Origin of the sequence: Roseibium sp. HPY-6, from assembly GCF_040530035.1 — a bacterium.
GTDB lineage: Bacteria > Pseudomonadota > Alphaproteobacteria > Rhizobiales > Stappiaceae > Roseibium.
This window is the reverse complement of record NZ_JBEWCD010000003.1, coordinates 325,881-345,149: the sequence shown is the minus strand read 5'-3', so window position 1 is coordinate 345,149 and position 19,269 is coordinate 325,881. Positions and strand designations below refer to the sequence as shown.

Here is a 19,269-nt window from a genome sequence, read left to right as displayed (position 1 = left end):
CGGTTGTTGAACCGCCCGGCTCACTAAGGGCTGCGATTTGGGGCTCGCATGCCACAATCAGGATGCGATTTATGAAGCTGGGTCCCCAGTCGCGTTCCCTATGGAGCGCGCTTTTGTGTTTGGTTCTTGCCGGAACACCATCGGTTGCCGGCGAGCCTCTTTCTCATCGGGATGACCTGACCGCGCAGGATAAGCGAAAGGCCGCCGGTGTCTTGAGGCCTCCGGCAGACTTTGAAGCCCCGGAAGCCTTCGAGCTCATGCAAGGGGGGGCGGGAACCTCTCAGCGAAGACCAAACCGCGATGCGTTTTCCCATTCCAATGCCAATCTGACTTTTGAAGAACAGCATGATTTCAAGGTCGGTAACGGGCTGTTCAAAAAGCTCTGGACGTCCTCGCCTTCGTCAACGCGTGCTTCGGACGGCCTGGGGCCACTCTACAACGCGCGCTCCTGTCAGGGGTGTCATCTGAAAGACGGGCGCGGACGGCCACCCCGGCCAGGTGACAAAGCTGTTTCCCTGTTCTTGCGTCTGTCGATCCCGCCGCAAGACAAGGCACAGCGCGACGCGCTTGCCAATCGGGACATTCAGCGCGTACCGGAACCGACCTATGGCGGTCAGTTTCAGGCTTTCGCGGTGCAGGGTCTATCCGGCGAAGGCCGCTTCGACATCGAGAGCGAAGAAATCGAAATTGCTTTGAATGGCGGCGAGACGGTGACCCTGCAGAAACCCCGCTACAGGATCCGGGATCTTGGCTTTGGGCCAATGCACCCTGAGACCATGACCTCCCCGCGCGTCGCGCCGCCAATGATCGGGCTCGGATTGCTGCAGGCTATTCATCCCGGTGACCTTGAAGCACTGGCGGACCCCGATGATCAGGATGGTGACGGTGTTTCGGGAAGGATCAGCCGCGTCAAAGATACTGCGTCCGGAAATTTGTTGATTGGCCGGTTCGGCTGGAAAGCCACAAATCCAACCATCAGGACACAGACCGCCGGTGCGTTTTCCGGTGATATCGGTATCAGCACACCGGACCGGCCGGACAATTACGGTGACTGTACGGAGGCGCAGACCGAGTGCCGGGCGATGCCCCATGGAGAACAGAGCAGTCTTGGACATTCGGAAGCACCGGATCCCGTCATGGATCTGGTGACCTTCTATTCAGAGAACCTTGCCGTTCCGGCACGTCGTGACGTCGATGATGCTGATGTCTTGAGGGGCAAGGAGATTTTCTACAAAACCGGTTGCACCGCCTGTCATCAGCACAAATTCGTGACAAGCCGGGATGCGGAAAATCCGGCGCACCGGTTTCAGCTCATCTGGCCTTACACGGATCTTTTGCTGCATGATATGGGTGACGGTCTCGCCGATCATCGCCCGGTTGGCGACGCCAATGGCCGGGAATGGCGAACGCCGCCACTTTGGGGCATAGGTCTCACGAAGACCGTGAACAACCATACGCGGTTTTTGCATGACGGCCGGGCCCGCAATCTTCTCGAGGCCGTGCTTTGGCACGGCGGTGAAGCGCAAGAGGCGCGCGACAAGGTCGTTGCCATGCGGCCAGATGAACGCGAGGCGTTGATCACATTTCTGGAGAGTCTTTGATGAAAACTCTGATACTAAGCTTCATCTCGGCGTTTCTTGCGGTACCACTTGCATTTGCAGCGGAATTCAATGGCCCGATTGAAAGGGCTATTACAGGTTACATTCGCCCGGCGACGACTGAGTTTGCAGAAAGCGCCAGCAAGCTGCCGGACGCAGTCGTCAGAGTGTGCAGCGAGACAAACGAAGCGAATGTGCTCGCTTTCCAGAGCACATACTCCGAGGTCATAGAGCGGTTTTCACGCGTTCAGTTTCTGCGATTCGGGCCACTGCTCGACGAAGACAGGTTGAGCCGTCTGGCCTTTCTTCCCGACCCGCGCGGCATTGCTCAGCGGCAAATCCGGAAGATCTATGCGGCGAACGATAGCAGCGTTCTGTCGGTGGAAACGCTTCGTAACAAAAGTGTTGCCGTTCAGAGCTTGACCGCCTTCGAGCTGATCGCTTTTGACAAGGATACCAATATTCTCCTCGGTGCGGGCGGTGACGACCGGGACTTTACATGCGCTTATGCACTTGCGATTGCTCAAAACACTGCCGCCATTTCTAAAGCTGTTGCGTCGGACTGGCAGGATCCAGAGGGTTACAGCAAGCTGCTACTGAGCGGTGGAGTTGAAAACGATCGCTTCCGGTCGTCACAAGAGGCGCTCGAAACAATCTACAATGCGCTCACGACTGGCATCACGATTGCCAAGGATCAGGACATCCTGCCGGCGCTTGGAACTTCGGAACAAAAGGCAAAGCCAAGGCGCGTTCCGTTTTCCCGGTCCGCAAACGGACTTCTTTATCTCACAGGTGAGCTGAACGGCATCAAGGATGCTGTTTTCAGCATGGATCTAAAGGCAGAGCTTCCTGAAGAAAATCACCGAGCACTGGATACGCTGGACTTTGAGTTCAAAAACATCGCAAGAAATCTTAGTGCTCTTCAAGCGCCGCTGCGGCGCATGTTTTCCGAAGAAGGCAACTACAGCAAACTGAATGCGGTGTCGTTTACGCTAAGTTCCGTACATTACCTCATGACCAATGGTATTGCCGGACCGCTTGGACTTGCAGGAGGCTTTAATGCGCTGGACGGCGACTAGGCGCCGGAAAATATCCCGCCGCGGTTTCTTGTCAGCGCTCGGCGGACTTGCTGCGTTTCCAGCATTTGCCGGGTCATCGCTTGCAGAAGCTCTGCTGGGGCACCCCAACAGTGAAGATGCAACGCTCTTTGCGAGCGCGTTCAAGGATGCTGGCGGCAATTTCGGCATCGGCCTTTTTGACGAGTTTGGCCAGGTTCTCGGCAGGATCGGATTGCCAGGGCGCGGACATGATATAACGGTTGCGCCCGACAAGCGCCGGTTTGTGGCGTTTGCGCGCCGCCCGGGAACCTTTGCGATCCTGGTGCGCCCCTTTGAGGAACGGCAGCCGGTGGTAATCGCCTCGGAGCCGGGCAGGCATTTTTACGGACATGGCTGCTTTTCCGCCGATGGCCGGTTGCTTTATGCCGTGGAGAATGATTTCGAAGCCGCTCGTGGCGTCATCGGTGTCTATGATCTCGGCGCACGTTTTCCAGAACGCATCGGAGAACTGGATACGCAAGGGGTCGGTCCCCACGACATTCTACTTTCTTCAGATGGCCGAACGCTTGTCGTAGCCAATGGCGGGATCAAGACGCATCCGGATCAGGGCAGGGCAAAGCTGAACTTGGAGACCATGTCGCCGTCGGTCGTGTTTGTTGATGCCCAGACCGGCGATCTTGTTTCCAAACATGTCCTGCATAAGTCGTTGCACCAGTTGTCCTTGAGGCACATGGCGCTGGACAAGAAAGACCGTGTCTGGGTTGGTGGCCAGTTCGAGGGACCGGCATTTCAGGCACCGCCGCTTGTCGCTGTTTTTGCAAAGGACGAGGACCCCAAGACAATCGATATTCCCGCCGTGTTCGATGGGAAACTTGAAAACTATATCGGCTCGGTGACAGCGAACAGGTCAGGAGATGTGATCGCAACGTCCGCACCGCGCGGCGGCCAAACGCTGTTCTGGAGTGTCGAGGACAGTGTATATCTGGGGGCGCAGCCGATACCCGATGGCTGCGGTGTCGCACCAATTGACCAGGACAGCTTCGTGGTGTCCGACGGCAATGGCGGCCTCTCTTATGTCAACGACCCCACGGCTCCTTCCGAGATCCTTGCACGGCCACCAGGCATTTCCTGGGATAACCATATGGTTGCGCTGTCCTGAAAGAGACGATCTTTGACCGGAGTGGCGGTGCTGGCGTTGCCCGTCGATCGAATTTCCTGCTTTTGTCAAAATCAACGTGCAGTGTAGGTGCGGAAGAGCGGTTGTTTGGTCTACATTAAGGCCGATTCGCGAAGGGAGACGCTCAGTATGCGACGACTTCTGATCGGACTTGGCAGTCTGGTGATCGTGCTGGTGACCATTGTTCTGGTCGTACCGCTGTTCCTGCCCAAGGATGAGATCAAGCGTCAGGTGGTTGAACAGGTCGACAAGCGGCTTGGATGGCGGGTCCGACTTGACGGTCCTGTGTCCCTGTCCCTGTTTCCCGGGTTTTCACTCGACGCACAGGACATCGGCGTTTCCGGTGAGGCCGGTGCCGACGGCATAGAATTCGCCAAGGCAGAGCGGGTTGTTTTCGGTCTCGCCTGGGGTGGTCTGCTGTCGGGTAACATCCAGGTGACGGGGATTACGCTGGATCAACCCGACATCTATCTTGAGGTCAGCCCGAACGGCGCCACAAGCTGGGAACCCCGCCGCGATCTCGGACTGGTCGACGGCGCGGCTGCCGGCGCCCGCGAGGTGCCTTCCAACGGAACTGACAGCCAGCCGGCACCTGTAACCACAGCGAGTGATTCCGGGGGCTATCTCAAAAGCATCGGTGTCGACAGTCTCACGATCAATGGGGGTACTCTTACCTACAAGGACGGGTCGGAAGACCAGCCCGTCAAAGTCAGCGATCTCGATCTGACCCTGTCCGCACCGGATCTTGGCGGCGATGTAGAGCTGACGTCCGGCTTTGTTCTCCAGGAGATCCCGATCGCCGTCAGTGGAAGCCTGAACAATCCGCTTGGCTTGACGTCTGGCGAGCAGGTGCCTCTTTCGCTGACCGTCTCGACAGGTGAGAACTCCTTTGAGATCTCAGGGGAAACAGGACTCGAGCCGGCGCGCGCCGAGCTGTCAATCAAAGCGGCGGGACCGTCGCTCAAGGCGCTCGCGCAACTGGCGGGACAGGAGATTGAAGCTGATCCCGGCGCTTATTCGTTTGACGCAAAGATATCCGGTTCGGAAGCTTCGATTTCCGTTGCGGATCTGCATCTGGTGCTTGGCCAGCTCTCACTGGGCGGCGCGGCGGATGCCGACCTTTCCGGACTTGTTCCGGAAGTCTCCGGCCGGCTGGTGCTGAAAGACGGGTCGATCAAAGACTTGTTGCTGCTGGCCGGGCAGGACCTGCCGGCAAGCGGCAAGTTGAGCGCGGATCTTGCCTTTGAAACGGTTGGCCTGACGGGTGCTGAGCTCGTGGCAGGCCTCGACATGAATGGATCGGTATCGATCGCTGACGGGGAAATCGGGGGTCTCGGCCTGGCGTCGACCGTCGGTGATCCGGAAGCAGACCGCCTGACCAATCTGGCGGTCGATGTGGATCTCCAGGGGCTGGAACGCCCTATCTCGATGAGTGGTGCGCTCGCCTGGCGCGGTGAGGCCTTCAGCATCACCGGTGAAGCCGACACGGCAAAACTCCTGGCAGGCAACTCCGCACCCGTGTCCGTCGCGCTGAAAGGCAACCGGGTCAGTGCCGGATTCAGCGGACAGGTTGCGCTGGCTGGAAGTGTTGATGGGGCCGTCAATGTCGATACGGCTGATCTGCGCGGGCTTATGGGTTGGCTGGGTCAGCCGATTGGAGCGGGCGGCGGGCTAAAGACCTTCAAGGCATCAGGGATATTCGGACTTCAGCCCGGTGCGATTTCGTTTGAGGAGACACGCTTTACGCTCGACGAAACAAGCGGTGAAGCGAACGGCAAAATCGCCTTTGGAGGCAAGCCCAATGTGAGCGCCCGTCTGGCGCTGCGTCAGCTTGTTCTGGATCCTTATCTCGGCGAAGCGCCGCAGCGCCAAGCCAGTAGCGGCGGAAACTCCGGTTCTTCAGGCGGTGGCTCCGGCAACGCTGCCCCGCAGACATCCCAGGCACCACAACAAGCCTGGAGCACCGATCCGATCGACTTTAGCGGGCTTCAGGCGGTCGATGTCGATTTCAAGGTCACAGCCGACGAAATCCGCTGGAACGAAATCAAAATCGGTGAAAGTGCGCTCTCCACCACGATCAAAAACGGCATGCTGCGGGCCAACCTGGAAAAACTGGCGCTCTACGAGGGCGCGGGGACCGGCTCCGTCACCTTGAATGGCAGTGCGCAGCCGCCGCAGGTTGCCGCGAATTTTTCGCTGTCGGGGCTGAGCGCCTACCCGCTCCTGCGTGACGCCGCCGGGTTTGAATGGATCGAGGGCCGGGCGGCCATCAACCTTGATGTCACGTCAATTGGAGCGTCCCAACAGCAACTTGTGCAGGGCCTGAACGGAACCGCCGACTACGAGTTCGTAGACGGTGCCATCCGCGGGATCAACATTCCGAAGATGGTGCGTGGCCTTTCGGTAGAAACGTTGCTGGGATGGCAGGAAAACCCGTCTGAAAAAACCGACTTCAGCTCTCTTGGAGCCTCTTTCCAGATCGAAAACGGCATTGCCCGTACCGATGATCTGGCCATGGTCGGTCCTTTGCTGCGCATGTCGGGCAACGGGACGACTGATCTGCCGAACCAAAGCCTCAAGTGGCGTGTTGAGCCGAGCATCGTGCCGACGCTGGAGGGTCAGCCGCCGATGCCGCGCCGGAAGGGCGAAGACAAGAAGATGGCCGGCCTCGGGGTCCCGGTCGTGATTGACGGGCCTTGGAGCGATCCCCGGATCTATCCCGATATCGCAGGGATTCTGAAAGATCCGGAGGCCGCCTACAAGCAATTGCAGCAAACGGGCGGCGAATTGATCTCCATTTTGCAAGGCAACAAGGATGCCCCCCAGGAGCTTGTTGAGACGGCAAATGACGTCATTCAGCGCGCGACAGGCGGGCGGACGCAGATCGACGTCCAGAAGGTTATCGATGGCGATGTCGATGATGAAGAGGTGCTCAAGGCGGTCGAGGAAGGCTTCGGTCTGCCACCCGGATTGCTTGGCAGCGTTTTGAAGAACAAGAAGAGGGAAGAGAATTAACCGCGGTTTTGGCAGCGGTTAAAACCGGCCGGCCTTGCGCGCCAGCTCAATGCCGGGGCTGACCCGCATCAGGCGCATTTCGCCGAAGCTGCGGACCTCCTGTTTGCCGAGATCGTCCAGATGAAACTCCTCGACCAGAAATTCCTTCATGGAGTCTGGCGCCACAACGCACATCGGATTTGCAAATGCCTGCAGCCGTGCAGCAAGGTTTACCGCCGAACCAAAGACGTCGTAGACATATTTCTGGATGCCGACGACGGAACCGACCGCCGAGCCGGTTCCCAGCCCGATACGCGCCTGCCATTTGTACTGGTGGCTCTGGTTGCGCCTTTCCAGATAGCGGATAAAGCGCACGGCGCAATTGGCTACTGCGCGCATATGATCCGGTGAGGGTTCCGGCATGCCGGCGACCGCAAGGTAAGCATCACCAATAGTCTTGATTCTCTCACAGCCGAATTGCTCGGCGATCCGGTCGAATGCGGTGAAAATGTCGTTCAGCTCTCCAAGTGTTACCGTGGGATCATGATTTGCGGCGAAGCGGGTAAAGTCGACAAAATCCAGCATGACAACCGACACGCTTTCGTAGAGCTGGGGTGTCACGACTCCGAATGTCTTGAACTCCTCGTAGACCGTGCGTGGCATCAGGTTCAACAGAAGCCGCTCAACGCGTTCCTTCTCACGCTCAAGTTCGCGCGTGTTCCGCTCGACCATCGACGAATAGCTGTCGATCATCGACTCCAGCTCCCGAATGCGCGTTATGTTCTGGCATTCGACCACGAAGAAGTCGTCCGTGTCTTCATCGGTGCGGGAAATGGATATGGCGATCACAAGGGTGCGGCGCTTCAGCTTGACAGAAATCTCGCCTGAAAACCGGCCTGACTCGCTCAACGCTTCCCGGACCCGGTCAATATCAATATCCTGCAGCACATCGGTCAGCGCGGAGCCGGCTTCGGGTTTTCCGAACCAATCTGAAAATGGTCCATTGCTGAACAGAAACTGGAGATCATCACCGCGAACAACGGCGATGCCCACGCCGATGGCGCGCAGAAGCTGCTGGTTGATCGCCGTGATGCTCATGGTCTGCCAATCGAGAGGATACTGGTTCGTCGGGACTCAATCTCGGACATCACGGTATCGATGTCGTGCGGCGCGAAATCATGCTCTGCGAGCGTCTCGCTCAGCAACCGGCTGACCTCGTCAAAGTCTTCATGGCTGAGATCAAGGGATGCATGCGCGCGCTTCAGGCGATCATCGGAATAAGAGACAGGGCCGCCCAAAAGCGCCGCGATGAATTTGGTCTGATGATCGATCAGCTTCGGCAGATCAATGCCATCGAAATAGTCGCCGATCTGATCAGAGTCGAGTACCTTGTCGTAGAAGTCCATTACAATCCGGCTAACAGATTTAAAGCCGCCGTATTTATCAAAAAGCGCCTTGGACATTTCAGCGAAACTCAAATGCTAGATAATTCCAATGTAGAAATGGAAGACTAGGCGACAGCGCACGTAAAGAAAAGCGTTTTGGATTGTCTCCAGCGAAATTTTGACCCTGCCTATTTATTCATCAGAAGCGGGTGTTTGCTTTGCCCGTTTTAAACTGACATTACGGCAAAAGGCTTCACCGACTGAGCAATCGCAAGCTCAACCAACCTGTCGGCAAATGTTTGAAGAAGGCATTGAAGCGCACTGCCGCCGGGAACTTTAGAACGAACCTGTCTTTCCGGGGCGTGCCGTGCCGGGGCAAGAATTTTTCAAAGGTGCTGCTGCAGAGCACCCAGCAGAGCAGCCGGTGCGTCTTCATGGACGAGATGTGCAGCATCCTCGATCGGCGTGAAACTGGCAGCTTTGAGCAACTCCTGGACTTCTCGGCCTTGTTGCTCCGGAATGAATGTGTCGCGCGTTCCCCAGATCATATGAACGTCAAAGTCTGTCGGCTTGTAGAGTTGTTGTGCCTGTGCGATGTTTCGGACGTCCGCCTGTGCGATCTGGCGGTAGAAGGCCGGTTTGCCGATCTCGCCGGACCAGGGTTTGAGGTACATCCTGACTGTGTCCTCGCGAAGCGGGTAGTGGGCCGCCGCCTGAATGTAAGCTCGAAAAAGGGCTTCATGGGCGTAGTCGGGCATTCCGGCGAACGCCGGTTCATGTTGCGCGACATGGGCAAAGAACGGGGAACCGGACGGTAATACGGCGACGGCATTCACCAGATGCAGTTTGCTGTAGTCGATGCCATTCACGAAATGCCCGCGCAACACCGCCAGGCCGCCGAAATCGTGGCCGACCACGTGCGGCCGTTCCAGTTGCCAGTGACCGATCAGGTGCTCCAGGAGGTCGCTTTGCACCGACTCGGTTACATTCTGTGAAGCGCTTTTTTCAGACAGGCCCGTTCCCAACATGTCGAAGTAAAAGACCTTGCGGGTGCGCGCCAACCACGGCGCGATCGAGCGCCATGCCTGAGCCGACCAGGGGAAGCCGTGCACAAGGACGATCGGCTCGCCTTCTCCTATCGATCCCCAGGCCACGGATTGACCGTTGAAGGAAAACCGTTCATTCAAGTGCAGCATCGATCCGACTCGCATTCAGAGATTTATAATTAGCAAAATAGCTATATGACTATAATATGCCTCTCCGTGAAGATCAAATAAAAGCGCTCGCCAACGAGACCCGGATAGAGATTCTCCGTATTCTCGACCGGCCGATGGAGCATTTTGGACACCAGGAATCAGCGGATCCTGAAGAGAGCGGTGTGTGTGTTCAGTTGATTGCAGAGCATTTCGGCGTCAGCCAGCCGACAATGAGCCGGCATATCGAGCTGCTAAAGCGCGCGGGATTCCTTTCCGCCAAGAGGCAGCAGAAATGGACGTATTGTCTGCGGAATGAAGCCGCGCTGGCGGATTACGCCAACTGGCTGAAAGAGAGCCTGAAAATCAGAGACGTTTAAATGGGTTCGCGCCGAGACCCTTAAAAGCCCCGGCGCGTCCATTCCGGTATGATCATGTGCATTTTGATCGTTAGTACCAGAAACCTTCGCGGCGCCAGATCGTCAAATGTCCGCGCACCGGCGGTGCCGGCGTTCCGCCGTCAATCATGAATTCGCGGCCGCCGTTGATGCCCTTGCCATTGGTCTGACGCAGGATCACCCACTCATTGCACTGGGGACCGCCACTGGAACTCTGGCACATGTCGATACGGACCCGCTTTTCATCGATCTGTTCCCAGACCCAATCCACGATTGCGACGTGACCACCCCAGACCATGAAGTCCAGCGGCTTGACTTCGCTGACATCGTCGATGTTGATCTTGCAGACGTGTTGCGGGTACTTGCGCGGCGACACGCCGTAATACTTGTCCCATTCGCCGACCCAGATCAGGAAATTCGCTACAAACCCAATGCAATCCATGCCGAAAAAGCGGTCCTGAACCATTGCCTGCAGGGCGGCGCGGTCTGACATCTTGTCAAAGTAGAGTCTTTTGATCTTGCCCTTTTCCTCGACATCCTTGGTGCCGTCCTTGTTGGCGCGCCCGCAGACTTCAACCTTGTACTTGTCGAGCAGATCCTTGTGCTTCAGCATGAAATTCCAGATCTTGAGAAAGGCCTCGTCGTTACCCTGTCCCTTCAATGCAAGGTCAATCGCCCTGCCACCGACATGCCTGTTGAGGTTTTCGCCCACCTCGTTTTTGATCCAGCGAAAGTTCTTGTAAAAGCTGTGTGCACTGTCATTGCCGCCGTTGCCGCGGTCCTTGCACAGATACTGATTAAGTGCGACCGGGCCAGCCGAGGTCGGCAGGCCTGGATTTGTGAGCAGATCGACATATTCGTAAGGCAGGTTAAATGCTTCAGCCAAAATAGTTCTCCATCAATTGTTGTTGCGACCGGTCGGGGTCCGATCAGCGAATACGGCGCACGTTGCCTGATATGCAGGCCGTGAGACTGGCCGCCGTTCAGGACAGAAAAATTGCCCTGGTTAAAATCAGTGCGGTCAAGCGGGCGAATCTACCACATTTCCAGGTTCAGCATTAGAGGCAAGGATGCACGAAGGTGTTGCGCGGATGCAGATAGGCAGCATGCGTCCGCTGCACCTGCGGGCCCGCGTTCCCAGACCGATCTGAAAGCTCTGGCCGCGACAATTTTTGGCGTATGCGGCAACTGACGGCGGCAATGCCTTGTGCTTTGATCGGCACTGCCAACACAAACAGGTCATCGAATGCCGGAAAAAACGAGATTGCTCATACGCGCGGATGATGCTGGCTCCAGCCTGGCATCGAACCTTGGGTGTCTGCGCGCCTGTTCGGCAGGGCCGGCACGCAGTGTCGAGGTCATGATGCCGTGCGCCTGGGTCCCCCATGCGGCGGCGCTCTTCAACGCGCGCACCGCAATCGACATCGGCATCCACCTGACCTTGACCAGCGAATGGAATGCCGTGAAATGGCGCCCTTTGACATACGCGGCAAGCCTCGTCGATGAGGCGGGATACTTTCTGCCGTTGCTGATGCCGAGGGAGGGAGACCCTCGACCCAGTCTGGTCGACAGGCGCTGGTCGATCGACGATATCGTGCGTGAGTTCCGCGCTCAAATCGAACTGGGCGTGAAGCTGTTTTCAAATGCCTCTCACATCAGCTCGCACATGGTGAGGCATTTTTCGGATTTCGACCCCAGACTGGGAGAAGCTATCGCCGAGCTGTGCGAAGAATTCGGACTGATCGACGATCCATTCGGACACGGCGTTCCACGGTTCTCACCCTACCCGGCGCATCCGCGTGAAGCGACCTACAGGAGCAATGCCTTCGTCCAGCAACTCTGTGAATTGTCGCCGGGAACCCATATTTTTATTGACCATCCTGCCGTTGCTGGCAGCGATGCATCTGCGTTGGGGCATATCGGCTATGAAGACGTGGAAGCAGATCGCGTGAGTTGTCTGGAAATGCTCACCAATCCCGATCTGGCCAATGCAATCAAGCAGCATGGGATTGAGCTGATAAGCTACCGGGAGCTCTGAATTATTCCTGCATAAACGAGGAGAGGCTGCCCTCAGATAGGGCCTATTTCAGGTTAGAGATCCAATGCCCGGATCATTGCAGCTACACCCTGTTCCACCGTGCCTGTGTTTTCGATCCGATAAAGGTTCGGGACGTCCTGCGGTTCTAGGTCTGCCCGTCTCAGGCGCTGTTCGATATCGTCTCTGCTTTCCCGTCCGCGGGCAGCAAGGCGCTCCGCAAGCACCTCGACCGGTGCCGTAATCAACAGCACTACGGCTGTCTGGTATTTTTCCGATGCATGTGCCAGGACGCGGCGCGATCCGTTGGCGATGACGGTGCTTCCGGCCTTTATATGATCGTCATAGGTCTTCGGAATGACATAGCCAAGGCCATGCGCCTCCCAGGACAAGGCGGTCTCACCCCGTTCGACCAGCCGATCGAACTCCTCGCGCGTAAGCGTCGCATGATCTTCAGCATTCGGGTCGGCGCGGCGGGTGATGGCGCGGCGGGCGAAGAGGACTTCGGTCCTCTCCGCCAGCTTGAGCTGAAGCGCGGACATCAAGGTGTCCTTGCCGGCACCGCTTGGTCCGACCACAAGCACCATTCGGCCAGGGCCGATCTTCTCCTGGAATGCTCCGCCGGCTTCAGGCAACGCGCCTGCCCTCGCGCCAGACGCCGCGTACGATCGGCACACTGCCGACAAGCTTCACCTGGATGAGGTCAGCGCGCAGACCCGGAGCCAGAATGCCGCGATCGGTCAGCCCGATTGCACGGGCCGGACTGGATGTGACCGTGGCGACCGCCTTGGGAAGGTCGATGGTCTCGATTTCGTCCGCGAGCTGGAAAGCCGCCTGGATGAGCGAGACCGGAACGTAGTCGGAGGAAAGCACGTCGAGATAACCCGCTTCGGCGAGTTCTTTCGCCGATACGTTTCCGGAGTGCGATCCACCACGAACCACGTTGGGGGCTCCCATGAGGACGGCCATGCCGGCCTCGTGAGAGGCCTTCGCCGCCTCGATTGTGGTCGGAAATTCGGCGATTTTCGTGCCCAGTCCGATCGCTTCGTCGACATGCTCAAGTGTCGCGTCATCATGGCTGGCAATGGCGATGTCGCGATCGCGTGCGAGCGCGGAAAGTTTCTGCCGGTTGTCGGGTGCAAGTCCGCCAGCGCGGGCTTGCCGCCGACGTATGAATTCGTCCATCTCGGCGTCGGTGAAGCCTTTCTTGCCCTGGTAATAGATTTTGTAGGAATCGAGCGAGACGAACTGTCTTTGGCCCGGTGTGTGGTCCATCAGTGAAATCAGGCGAATGCTCTCGTCATCCTGGAACACCTCGAAAGCGCTCAGCACATCGGGGGCGGAGACTTCGCAGCGCAGGTGAATGAAATGGTCAGCGCGCAGTCGGTGTTCACGCTGTCCCGTTTCGATGGCATCGGCAAGCGCGCGCATGTCCGAGTAGCGCAGGTCGGCGTCTTCATCCATTCCAACGCGCAGCGCGTCGAAAACGGTGGTGATGCCGGCACACGCAATCTGGGCATCATGTGCCTGCACCGCCGAAACGGTGTTCCAGCGCACTTTCGGACGCGGGGCGTAATGGGTTTCCAGGTGGTCCGTGTGCAGCTCAACAAGACCGGGCAGGAGAAAGTCGCCTTCACAGTCGTGACCTTCGACGTTGCTCGGCGTTTCGATTGCTTCGATCGCGCCAGATGAGTTCACGCTCAAGGAACCATTGATGACCTCTTCGGCAAGGACAAGTTTCGCGTTCTTGAAGACTTTCAGATGCGTACTCATGCATTCTCCTCGGCGGCCGGGCGGCCAGAATTGCCTTCAGCCGAGCTCTCGGCCTGCGTCCCTGTGAGCTGAAAAACGGTATGAACGTCGAACGGTGCGCCCCGCTCCGGTTCGACGTAAAGGGCGAAGGACCGGCAGGTACGCGGCCGGCCGGTAACCTCCGCGAAATGCCGTTCAGCCGCGGCCTTGATCCTATCGGCTTCCTCCGTGTTCTCCAGCTTGATGGAGAGGGTCATATGGAAGCGGAACTCGTCGAAGATGTAGGGGTACCCCCACTCGGTCAGATAGCTATCCTGTTTTGCCGTCAGGCCGCTCTTGCGGCGGCGCTCGATGTCCGCCTGTGAAAGCGGCGCGCGAAAACCCTCGAAACGCCGGACGCATTCTGACGCAAAGGCAGCCAGCCCCGGTTCATTCTCGTTGGGCGTCAGGGCAAGGAATTTGCCGAGCCGGTTGACGCCAAGGCTCCGGACGTCAAAGGGTGATGCCGTCTGTGCAAAGTCCTTGCAGGCCTGAACCAGGTCCGCTTCGGCAGCGTTCGCCTGCAAGTGAAACGGCGCCTTGAGGGTGCCGTGAAATCCGTAGCGGCGCGGACTGTCGGTCAGCGCGTAAAAACGCTCCGGATCAATTTCCGCTACACTCGGTTGCGTGAGGGATGTCCCGGTAAACGGGTCCCGGCCCAGCCAGGCATTCCCGAGCCGCATCAGAAGATCGTCCGCATCGGCAGCAAAGTAGAGGGCGTAACGCATTTCGGTACCAGAGGTTCAGTCGAGGGAGGCAACAGGCTCTAAAGGCAGGCCGTGACTGTTCTGTGACAGTTTGAACCTGCCTGCAACCGTTTCCTTGTCAAAGTCGGTCAGGCGGCCGCGTCTGCGGCAAAAGCGGTCACATCGATGATGCGATCGGCGATTTCCTCCCTGACATCCTGATCGTGCAGAATGCCGACCATAGCAACGCCCTGTTCCTTCTTTTCCTGCACAAGACGAACCACCACGGCCCGGTTGGCAGCATCGAGTGAGGCGGTCGGCTCATCGAGAAGCAGGATCGGATAGTGTGCGATAAATCCGCGGGCAATATTGACCCTTTGCTGCTCACCGCCCGAAAAGGTCGCGGGTGGCAGCGTCCACAGCCGTTCAGGAACATTCAGGCGGGCAAGGAGCGAACGTGCCTTTTCAACGGCGGCTTCCTCGCTTTCACCCTGGGCAACCAGTGGCTCTGCCACGACGTCCTCGGCCGACACGCGCGGGATTGTCCTGAGGAACTGGCTGACATAGCCTATCGTGTCTTCACGCAATTGCAGGACTTTGCGGGGCTCGGCGTCGGCGACGTTGATGATCTCGTCGTCAATGGTGACCAGGATCTGGCCCTGATCGCAGCGATAATTTCCGTAGATCATTTTCAAAATGGAGCTCTTGCCGGCGCCGGACGGACCGCCCAGAACGACGCATTCCCCGGCGTTCACGGAAAATTCCACTTTGTCGACGACCGGTATGATCGTGCCACCCTGCAGATGCATGGTGAAGGACTTGCCGACATTGTTGAGATAAAGACGAACAGGCATGATTGGTTGCTCCTCTCAGACTTGAAGGATGGAGGACACAAGAAGTTGTGAGTAGGGCTCGCGCGGATCGTCGAGCACCTGATCGGTCAGGCCGGCTTCGATTACATAGCCGTGCCGCATCACCATGATCCGGTGCGAGAGCAGCCGGGCAACGGCAAGGTCATGGGTCACGATCACGACCGACAGTCCGAGATCGGACACAAGCCGCCGTAACAGGTCGAGCAACCGTGCCTGCACCGACACGTCAAGGCCGCCGGTGGGCTCGTCCATGAACACCAGCCGAGGATGCGTCACGAGGTTACGGGCGATCTGGAGCCGCTGGCGCATGCCGCCTGAAAAGGAGCGGGGGTCGTCATCTATCCGGTCGCTTTCAATCTCGACGCGGCCAAGCCAATCGTCAGCAGTGGAGCGGATATTGCCGTAGTGCCGTTGGCCGACTGCCATCAGCCGCTCGCCCACATTTGCCCCGGCGGACACATTCATGCGCAGTCCGTCGGCGGCATTCTGGTGCACAAAGCCCCAGTCGGTGCGCATCAAGAGGCGGCGTTCTGCTTCCGTCAGCTGGTAAAGATTGCGCATGGCGCCGTCGCGCATCCGGTACTCGATGGCACCAGCTGTCGGCGCGAGCCGTGTCGACAGGCAGTTGAGCAATGTGGTCTTGCCGGAGCCGCTTTCCCCCACGATCGCAAGCACTTCGCCCGGCCACAGGTCAAAGGAGACGTCTAAGCAACCGACCCGGTCGCCGTAGTAGCGGGTGACGTTATGAACCTGCAGAAGCGGTTCGTCCGATTGAATCGTGTTCATCGGGTCGTTTCCCTCTGGTTCTTTTCGGTAATCTGGGCCGCGGCCGGATTGGCCGCCATCGGTCCGGTGTGACCTTGTGCGCGGCGTTCCTCGCAGTGGTCACTGTCGGAGCAGACGAACATCCGCCCGCCTTTGTCATCGAGGATCACCTCGTCGAGATAGACATGTTCCGCGCCGCAAAGCGCACAGGGTTTGTCAAACTTCTGAACCTCGAAGGGATAGTCTTCGAAGTCGAGGCTTTTCACCTTCGTATAGGGCGGGATCGCATAAATGCGTTTTTCTCGGCCGGCACCGTAAAGCTGCAGCGCAGCCATTTCATCGATCTTAGGATTGTCGAATTTCGGCGTGGGCGAGGGATCCATCACGTAGCGGTCATTGACCTTCACCGGGTACGCATAGGTGGTGGCAATATGCCCGTTTTTCGCTATGTCCTCGTAGAGCTTCACATGCATAAGGCCATAGTCCTCCAGTGCATGCATCTTGCGGGTCTCGGTTTCGCGCGGTTCCAGAAAACGAAGCGGTTCAGGGATCGGCACCTGGAACACCAGGATCTGGTCTTCGGTAAGCGTTTTCTCCGGGATGCGGTGCCGTGTCTGGATGACCGTCGCCTCGGAGGTTTCGTATGTCGTCCGGACACCTGCCGTCTTTTCAAAGAAACCGCGCAGGGACACTGCGTTGGTCGTGTCATCGGAGCCCTGGTCGATCATCTTAAGGCAATCGTCCTTCCCGAGGACCGCGGCCGTCACCTGGACGCCGCCTGTTCCCCAGCCATAGGGCATCGGCATTTCACGGGATGCAAAGGGCACCTGATAACCGGGTATTGCGATCCCTTTCAGAATAGCCCTGCGGATCATGCGCTTTGTCTGTTCGTCCAGATAGGCGAAATTGTATTCGCCCTGATCGTAGATCTGAGCCGTATCATTCATTCTGCAGCCTCCTGGGCAGCGGCTTTTTCATCCGGGATCTGGTCGCGCTTTTCGAACCACTCCGCCCGCATCCTGCGGACAAGATCGAGTTCAGCCTGGAAGTCGACATAGTGGGGCAGTTTCAGGTGTTCGACGAAACCGGTCGCCTGGATATTGTCGGAATGCGAGAGGACGAATTCGACGTCCTGGGCCGGCGCAGACTGTTCTTCACCAAGCTCCTGCCAGCGCATGGACCGGTCGACCATGGCCATCGACATGGCCTTGCGCTCGACCTGGCCGAAGACGAGGCCGTAGCCGCGCGTAAAGGTCGGTGCGGCTTTTGAAGACCCCTTGAACTGGTTGACCATCTGGCACTCGGTGACCTTGATTGTCCCGAGCGTTACGGCAAACCCCAGTTCTTCTGCGAAGAACTCGACTTCCACCTCGCCATAGCGGATTTCACCGGCAAAAGGGTGGGTCCGCCCGTAACCGCGCTGGGTGGAGTAGGCGAGTGCCAGCAGGAAACCCTCATCGCCACGCGCAAGGTTCTGTAGCCGAAGGTCGCGATCCGCTGGAAAGGCAAGCGGTTCACGCGTGAGATCGCCGACAGGCGCATCCTCATCGGTGATCGGGTCCGGTTCCATAAGGCCTTCGTCACCGAGCAGGTCGGTCACGCGGGGCATGGCGTCGTCGTGCGCTTCTGCCGTTTCAACAGGCATTTCGGCACCGTCCGCTTCCGCGGCGAGCGTGAAGTCGAGCAGCCTGTGGCTGTAGTCGAATGTCGGGCCGAGCACCTGGCCGCCCGGCAGGTCCTTGTAGGTGGCTGAAATCCGGCGCTCCACCAGCATTCTGGCGGTGTCCACCGGTTGGCTGTACCCGAACCGAGGCAAAGTGGTCCGGTACGCCCGCATCAGAAACGCGGCCTCGATCAGGTCACCGCGCGCCTGCTTGATGGCAAGCGCCGCAAGAGTTTCGTCGTAGAGTGAGCCCTCGCCCATCACGCGGGCGACGGAATGGGACAGCTGCTCAGCGATCTGCTCCAGCGTCAGCGCGGGCACCGACGTGTCGCCCCGGCGGCGTTTGGCGAGCAGCTTGTGAGCGTTTCGGATAGCGGTTTCGCCACCTTTGACGGCAACATACATGGCTCAGGCCTCCGTGAGCGTGATGCGGGTGGAGCGGGGCAGTGCCGCGACCTCTGTCGTGCCTGCGAAAATCAGATCGACACCACGGGGAAACAGGCGGTTGTTCGAAACGACCTGATCCCAGAAAACGGGTGGTGTCGGGCCAGTGCTGAAGGCGGTAGTGTCCTTGATGCCGGGACCTGCGAGCGTGACAGCCTGAGCCTTGCCGAAAGTCTGTCCGGTGAGAATGACCGTTGTCGATTGGTCAGGGTACTCGGCCGAGCCCTGGTTGAAGCTCGCCAGCGGGATCATCGATTGTGGTTCGCTCAAGAGCGCAAACGCAGCCTCGACAGGCTCTGACAGGATAGGCGCTCCTGTGTGAAAGCGAAGGAAGGCTTTCACCGCTTCGGATTGCATGAGCGGCCGGTCCAGCCAGACCGGGGTATCGTAGTCGAAGAGTGTCAGGGCAATGGCGGCCGCTGCCGGGGTCAGCGGTTCGGGCGGGTTTTCCGCGCACAACACAAGTTTTTGGCGTGTACCCGGACGTGCCATCACGCTCATGATGGCCCGAAAACAGGCCTGTGCGTCGTGAACGGGGTCGAGGAAGCCGGCTGAAAGCGGCGCGCTTCCTCCATTTTGAACGGATGCTGAAACGCTCGTGTCCATCAGTTGTCTCCCCGCACCATCGTGAAGAAGTTGACCTTTGTCGCTTCGGTTTCCTCTTTCACTGTATCGCCGGCGGCCGCATGAGCTTCCGCAAGAGGTGCAATGATGTTCTGTTCGATCCGCACACGATCTTCGTCGCGCTGCCAGCGGGCATCGATCAGAGCAGCGTGAAGCGCCTTTTCCTTGTTGCGTCCGAGGCTGTAGGAGCTCCCGGTTTCACCCGTTGCAAGACGAACGACGCAACGGGTTACCGTTACTTCGCCAAGATTGAAGGGGTTGCCGGTGCCACCCATGCGTCCACGCACCATGACGAGGCCGGTCTCGGGCTGGCGCACGAGCTCGTAGTCTGCCGCTTCGAGGGTATGGAACTTCTCGGCGACGGCATCGGGGGCGGCAGCAGCAAGCGTTGCCATGATTTTCCGGCGTTCGAGTTGGGCACCGGCCGTGGGATTGGAGGTGCCTTCAGGAGTGCTGGTTTCGGTCATGAGTTGCGCCTTTGGTTTGGCGGTCACTAGAGAGAGTGTCGAAAACACATTTCCTCTACCGCCGAATTGTCTATTTGTCTATACAAATAATCCAGTTGACTCTTTGGTACTGAAATTTG

Annotated in this window: 19 protein-coding genes; 6 read left to right on the top strand and 13 right to left on the bottom strand. The window is 58.3% G+C overall.

Annotated features, from left to right (window positions below; genetic code table 11):
* Window positions 1–62 precede the first annotated feature (62 nt).
* The 4 genes from ABVF61_RS27575 (at window position 63) to ABVF61_RS27560 (ending at window position 6,848) form a co-directional block, all read left to right on the top strand.
* Window positions 63–1,601 carry a di-heme oxidoreductase family protein gene (locus tag ABVF61_RS27575; RefSeq protein WP_502950022.1) on the top strand — a complete coding sequence of 513 codons (1,539 nt, stop codon included), beginning with the start codon at window positions 63–65 and terminating at the stop codon, window positions 1,599–1,601.
* Complete coding sequence (locus ABVF61_RS27570; protein WP_353996821.1) at window positions 1,601–2,677, top strand: imelysin family protein; 1,077 nt, start codon at window positions 1,601–1,603, stop codon at window positions 2,675–2,677. The genes ABVF61_RS27575 and ABVF61_RS27570 overlap by 1 nt, the downstream gene beginning before the upstream one ends.
* A complete protein-coding gene (locus tag ABVF61_RS27565; protein WP_353996820.1) occupies window positions 2,658–3,815 on the top strand; it encodes a DUF1513 domain-containing protein in 1,158 nt (385 codons plus the stop codon). The genes ABVF61_RS27570 and ABVF61_RS27565 overlap by 20 nt, the downstream gene beginning before the upstream one ends.
* Before the next feature lie 147 nt (window positions 3,816–3,962).
* Window positions 3,963–6,848 carry an AsmA family protein gene (locus ABVF61_RS27560; protein WP_353996819.1) on the top strand — a complete coding sequence of 962 codons (2,886 nt, stop codon included), beginning with the start codon at window positions 3,963–3,965 and terminating at the stop codon, window positions 6,846–6,848.
* Between the two features lie 18 nt (window positions 6,849–6,866).
* Here the strand turns inward: ABVF61_RS27560 and ABVF61_RS27555 are convergent, their stop codons facing one another.
* The 3 genes from ABVF61_RS27555 to ABVF61_RS27545 form a co-directional block, all read right to left on the bottom strand.
* Window positions 6,867–7,925 carry an adenylate/guanylate cyclase domain-containing protein gene (locus ABVF61_RS27555; RefSeq protein ID WP_353996818.1) on the bottom strand — a complete coding sequence of 353 codons (1,059 nt, stop codon included), beginning with the start codon at window positions 7,923–7,925 and terminating at the stop codon, window positions 6,867–6,869.
* Window positions 7,922–8,290, bottom strand: coding sequence for a group I truncated hemoglobin (locus ABVF61_RS27550; protein ID WP_353996817.1), 369 nt, complete (start codon window positions 8,288–8,290; stop codon window positions 7,922–7,924). The genes ABVF61_RS27555 and ABVF61_RS27550 overlap by 4 nt, the downstream gene beginning before the upstream one ends.
* A 308-nt stretch (window positions 8,291–8,598) precedes the next feature.
* Window positions 8,599–9,408 (bottom strand): alpha/beta fold hydrolase, encoded by an 810-nt coding sequence (locus ABVF61_RS27545; RefSeq protein ID WP_353996816.1) that lies wholly within the window; start codon window positions 9,406–9,408, stop codon window positions 8,599–8,601.
* A gap of 56 nt (window positions 9,409–9,464) precedes the next feature.
* On the opposite strand from ABVF61_RS27545, the gene ABVF61_RS27540 reads away from it, so the two are divergent.
* Window positions 9,465–9,785, top strand: a complete 321-nt coding sequence (locus ABVF61_RS27540; protein WP_353996815.1) for an ArsR/SmtB family transcription factor — start codon at window positions 9,465–9,467, stop codon at window positions 9,783–9,785.
* A 70-nt stretch (window positions 9,786–9,855) separates the two neighbouring features.
* Here the strand turns inward: ABVF61_RS27540 and ABVF61_RS27535 are convergent, their stop codons facing one another.
* Window positions 9,856–10,689: a hypothetical protein gene (locus tag ABVF61_RS27535; protein ID WP_353996814.1), complete on the bottom strand. Its 834-nt coding sequence runs from the start codon at window positions 10,687–10,689 to the stop codon at window positions 9,856–9,858.
* 360 nt (window positions 10,690–11,049) lie between these two features.
* On the opposite strand from ABVF61_RS27535, the gene ABVF61_RS27530 reads away from it, so the two are divergent.
* On the top strand, window positions 11,050–11,841 hold the full coding sequence (locus ABVF61_RS27530; RefSeq protein ID WP_353996813.1) for a ChbG/HpnK family deacetylase: 792 nt from the start codon (window positions 11,050–11,052) through the stop codon (window positions 11,839–11,841).
* A 53-nt stretch (window positions 11,842–11,894) separates the two neighbouring features.
* Here ABVF61_RS27530 and phnN read toward each other — a convergent pair whose 3' ends face one another.
* From phnN to phnG, 9 genes are all read right to left on the bottom strand, one after another.
* A complete protein-coding gene (gene phnN / locus ABVF61_RS27525) occupies window positions 11,895–12,473 on the bottom strand; it encodes a phosphonate metabolism protein/1,5-bisphosphokinase (PRPP-forming) PhnN (RefSeq protein WP_353996812.1) in 579 nt (192 codons plus the stop codon).
* Window positions 12,466–13,611 carry an alpha-D-ribose 1-methylphosphonate 5-triphosphate diphosphatase gene (locus ABVF61_RS27520; protein WP_353996811.1) on the bottom strand — a complete coding sequence of 382 codons (1,146 nt, stop codon included), beginning with the start codon at window positions 13,609–13,611 and terminating at the stop codon, window positions 12,466–12,468. The genes phnN and ABVF61_RS27520 overlap by 8 nt, the downstream gene beginning before the upstream one ends.
* The gene (locus ABVF61_RS27515) at window positions 13,608–14,357 is read right to left on the bottom strand and encodes a DUF1045 domain-containing protein (protein ID WP_353996810.1); all 750 of its coding nucleotides are present in this window, start codon (window positions 14,355–14,357) and stop codon (window positions 13,608–13,610) included. Before ABVF61_RS27515 ends, ABVF61_RS27520 begins: the two co-directional genes overlap by 4 nt.
* Before the next feature lie 107 nt (window positions 14,358–14,464).
* Complete coding sequence (gene phnL / locus ABVF61_RS27510) at window positions 14,465–15,169, bottom strand: phosphonate C-P lyase system protein PhnL (RefSeq protein ID WP_353996809.1); 705 nt, start codon at window positions 15,167–15,169, stop codon at window positions 14,465–14,467.
* Between the two features lie 15 nt (window positions 15,170–15,184).
* On the bottom strand, window positions 15,185–15,973 hold the full coding sequence (phnK, locus tag ABVF61_RS27505) for a phosphonate C-P lyase system protein PhnK (protein WP_353996808.1): 789 nt from the start codon (window positions 15,971–15,973) through the stop codon (window positions 15,185–15,187).
* Entirely contained in the window at window positions 15,970–16,899 is a 930-nt protein-coding gene (locus ABVF61_RS27500; RefSeq protein WP_353996807.1) for an alpha-D-ribose 1-methylphosphonate 5-phosphate C-P-lyase PhnJ, read from the bottom strand. The genes phnK and ABVF61_RS27500 overlap by 4 nt, the downstream gene beginning before the upstream one ends.
* A complete protein-coding gene (locus tag ABVF61_RS27495; protein WP_353996806.1) occupies window positions 16,896–18,020 on the bottom strand; it encodes a carbon-phosphorus lyase complex subunit in 1,125 nt (374 codons plus the stop codon). The genes ABVF61_RS27500 and ABVF61_RS27495 overlap by 4 nt, the downstream gene beginning before the upstream one ends.
* Before the next feature lie 3 nt (window positions 18,021–18,023).
* Window positions 18,024–18,665 carry a phosphonate C-P lyase system protein PhnH gene (gene phnH / locus ABVF61_RS27490; RefSeq protein WP_353996805.1) on the bottom strand — a complete coding sequence of 214 codons (642 nt, stop codon included), beginning with the start codon at window positions 18,663–18,665 and terminating at the stop codon, window positions 18,024–18,026.
* Window positions 18,665–19,150, bottom strand: a complete 486-nt coding sequence (gene phnG / locus ABVF61_RS27485; RefSeq protein WP_353996804.1) for a phosphonate C-P lyase system protein PhnG — start codon at window positions 19,148–19,150, stop codon at window positions 18,665–18,667. The genes phnH and phnG overlap by 1 nt, the downstream gene beginning before the upstream one ends.
* Window positions 19,151–19,269 lie beyond the last annotated feature (119 nt).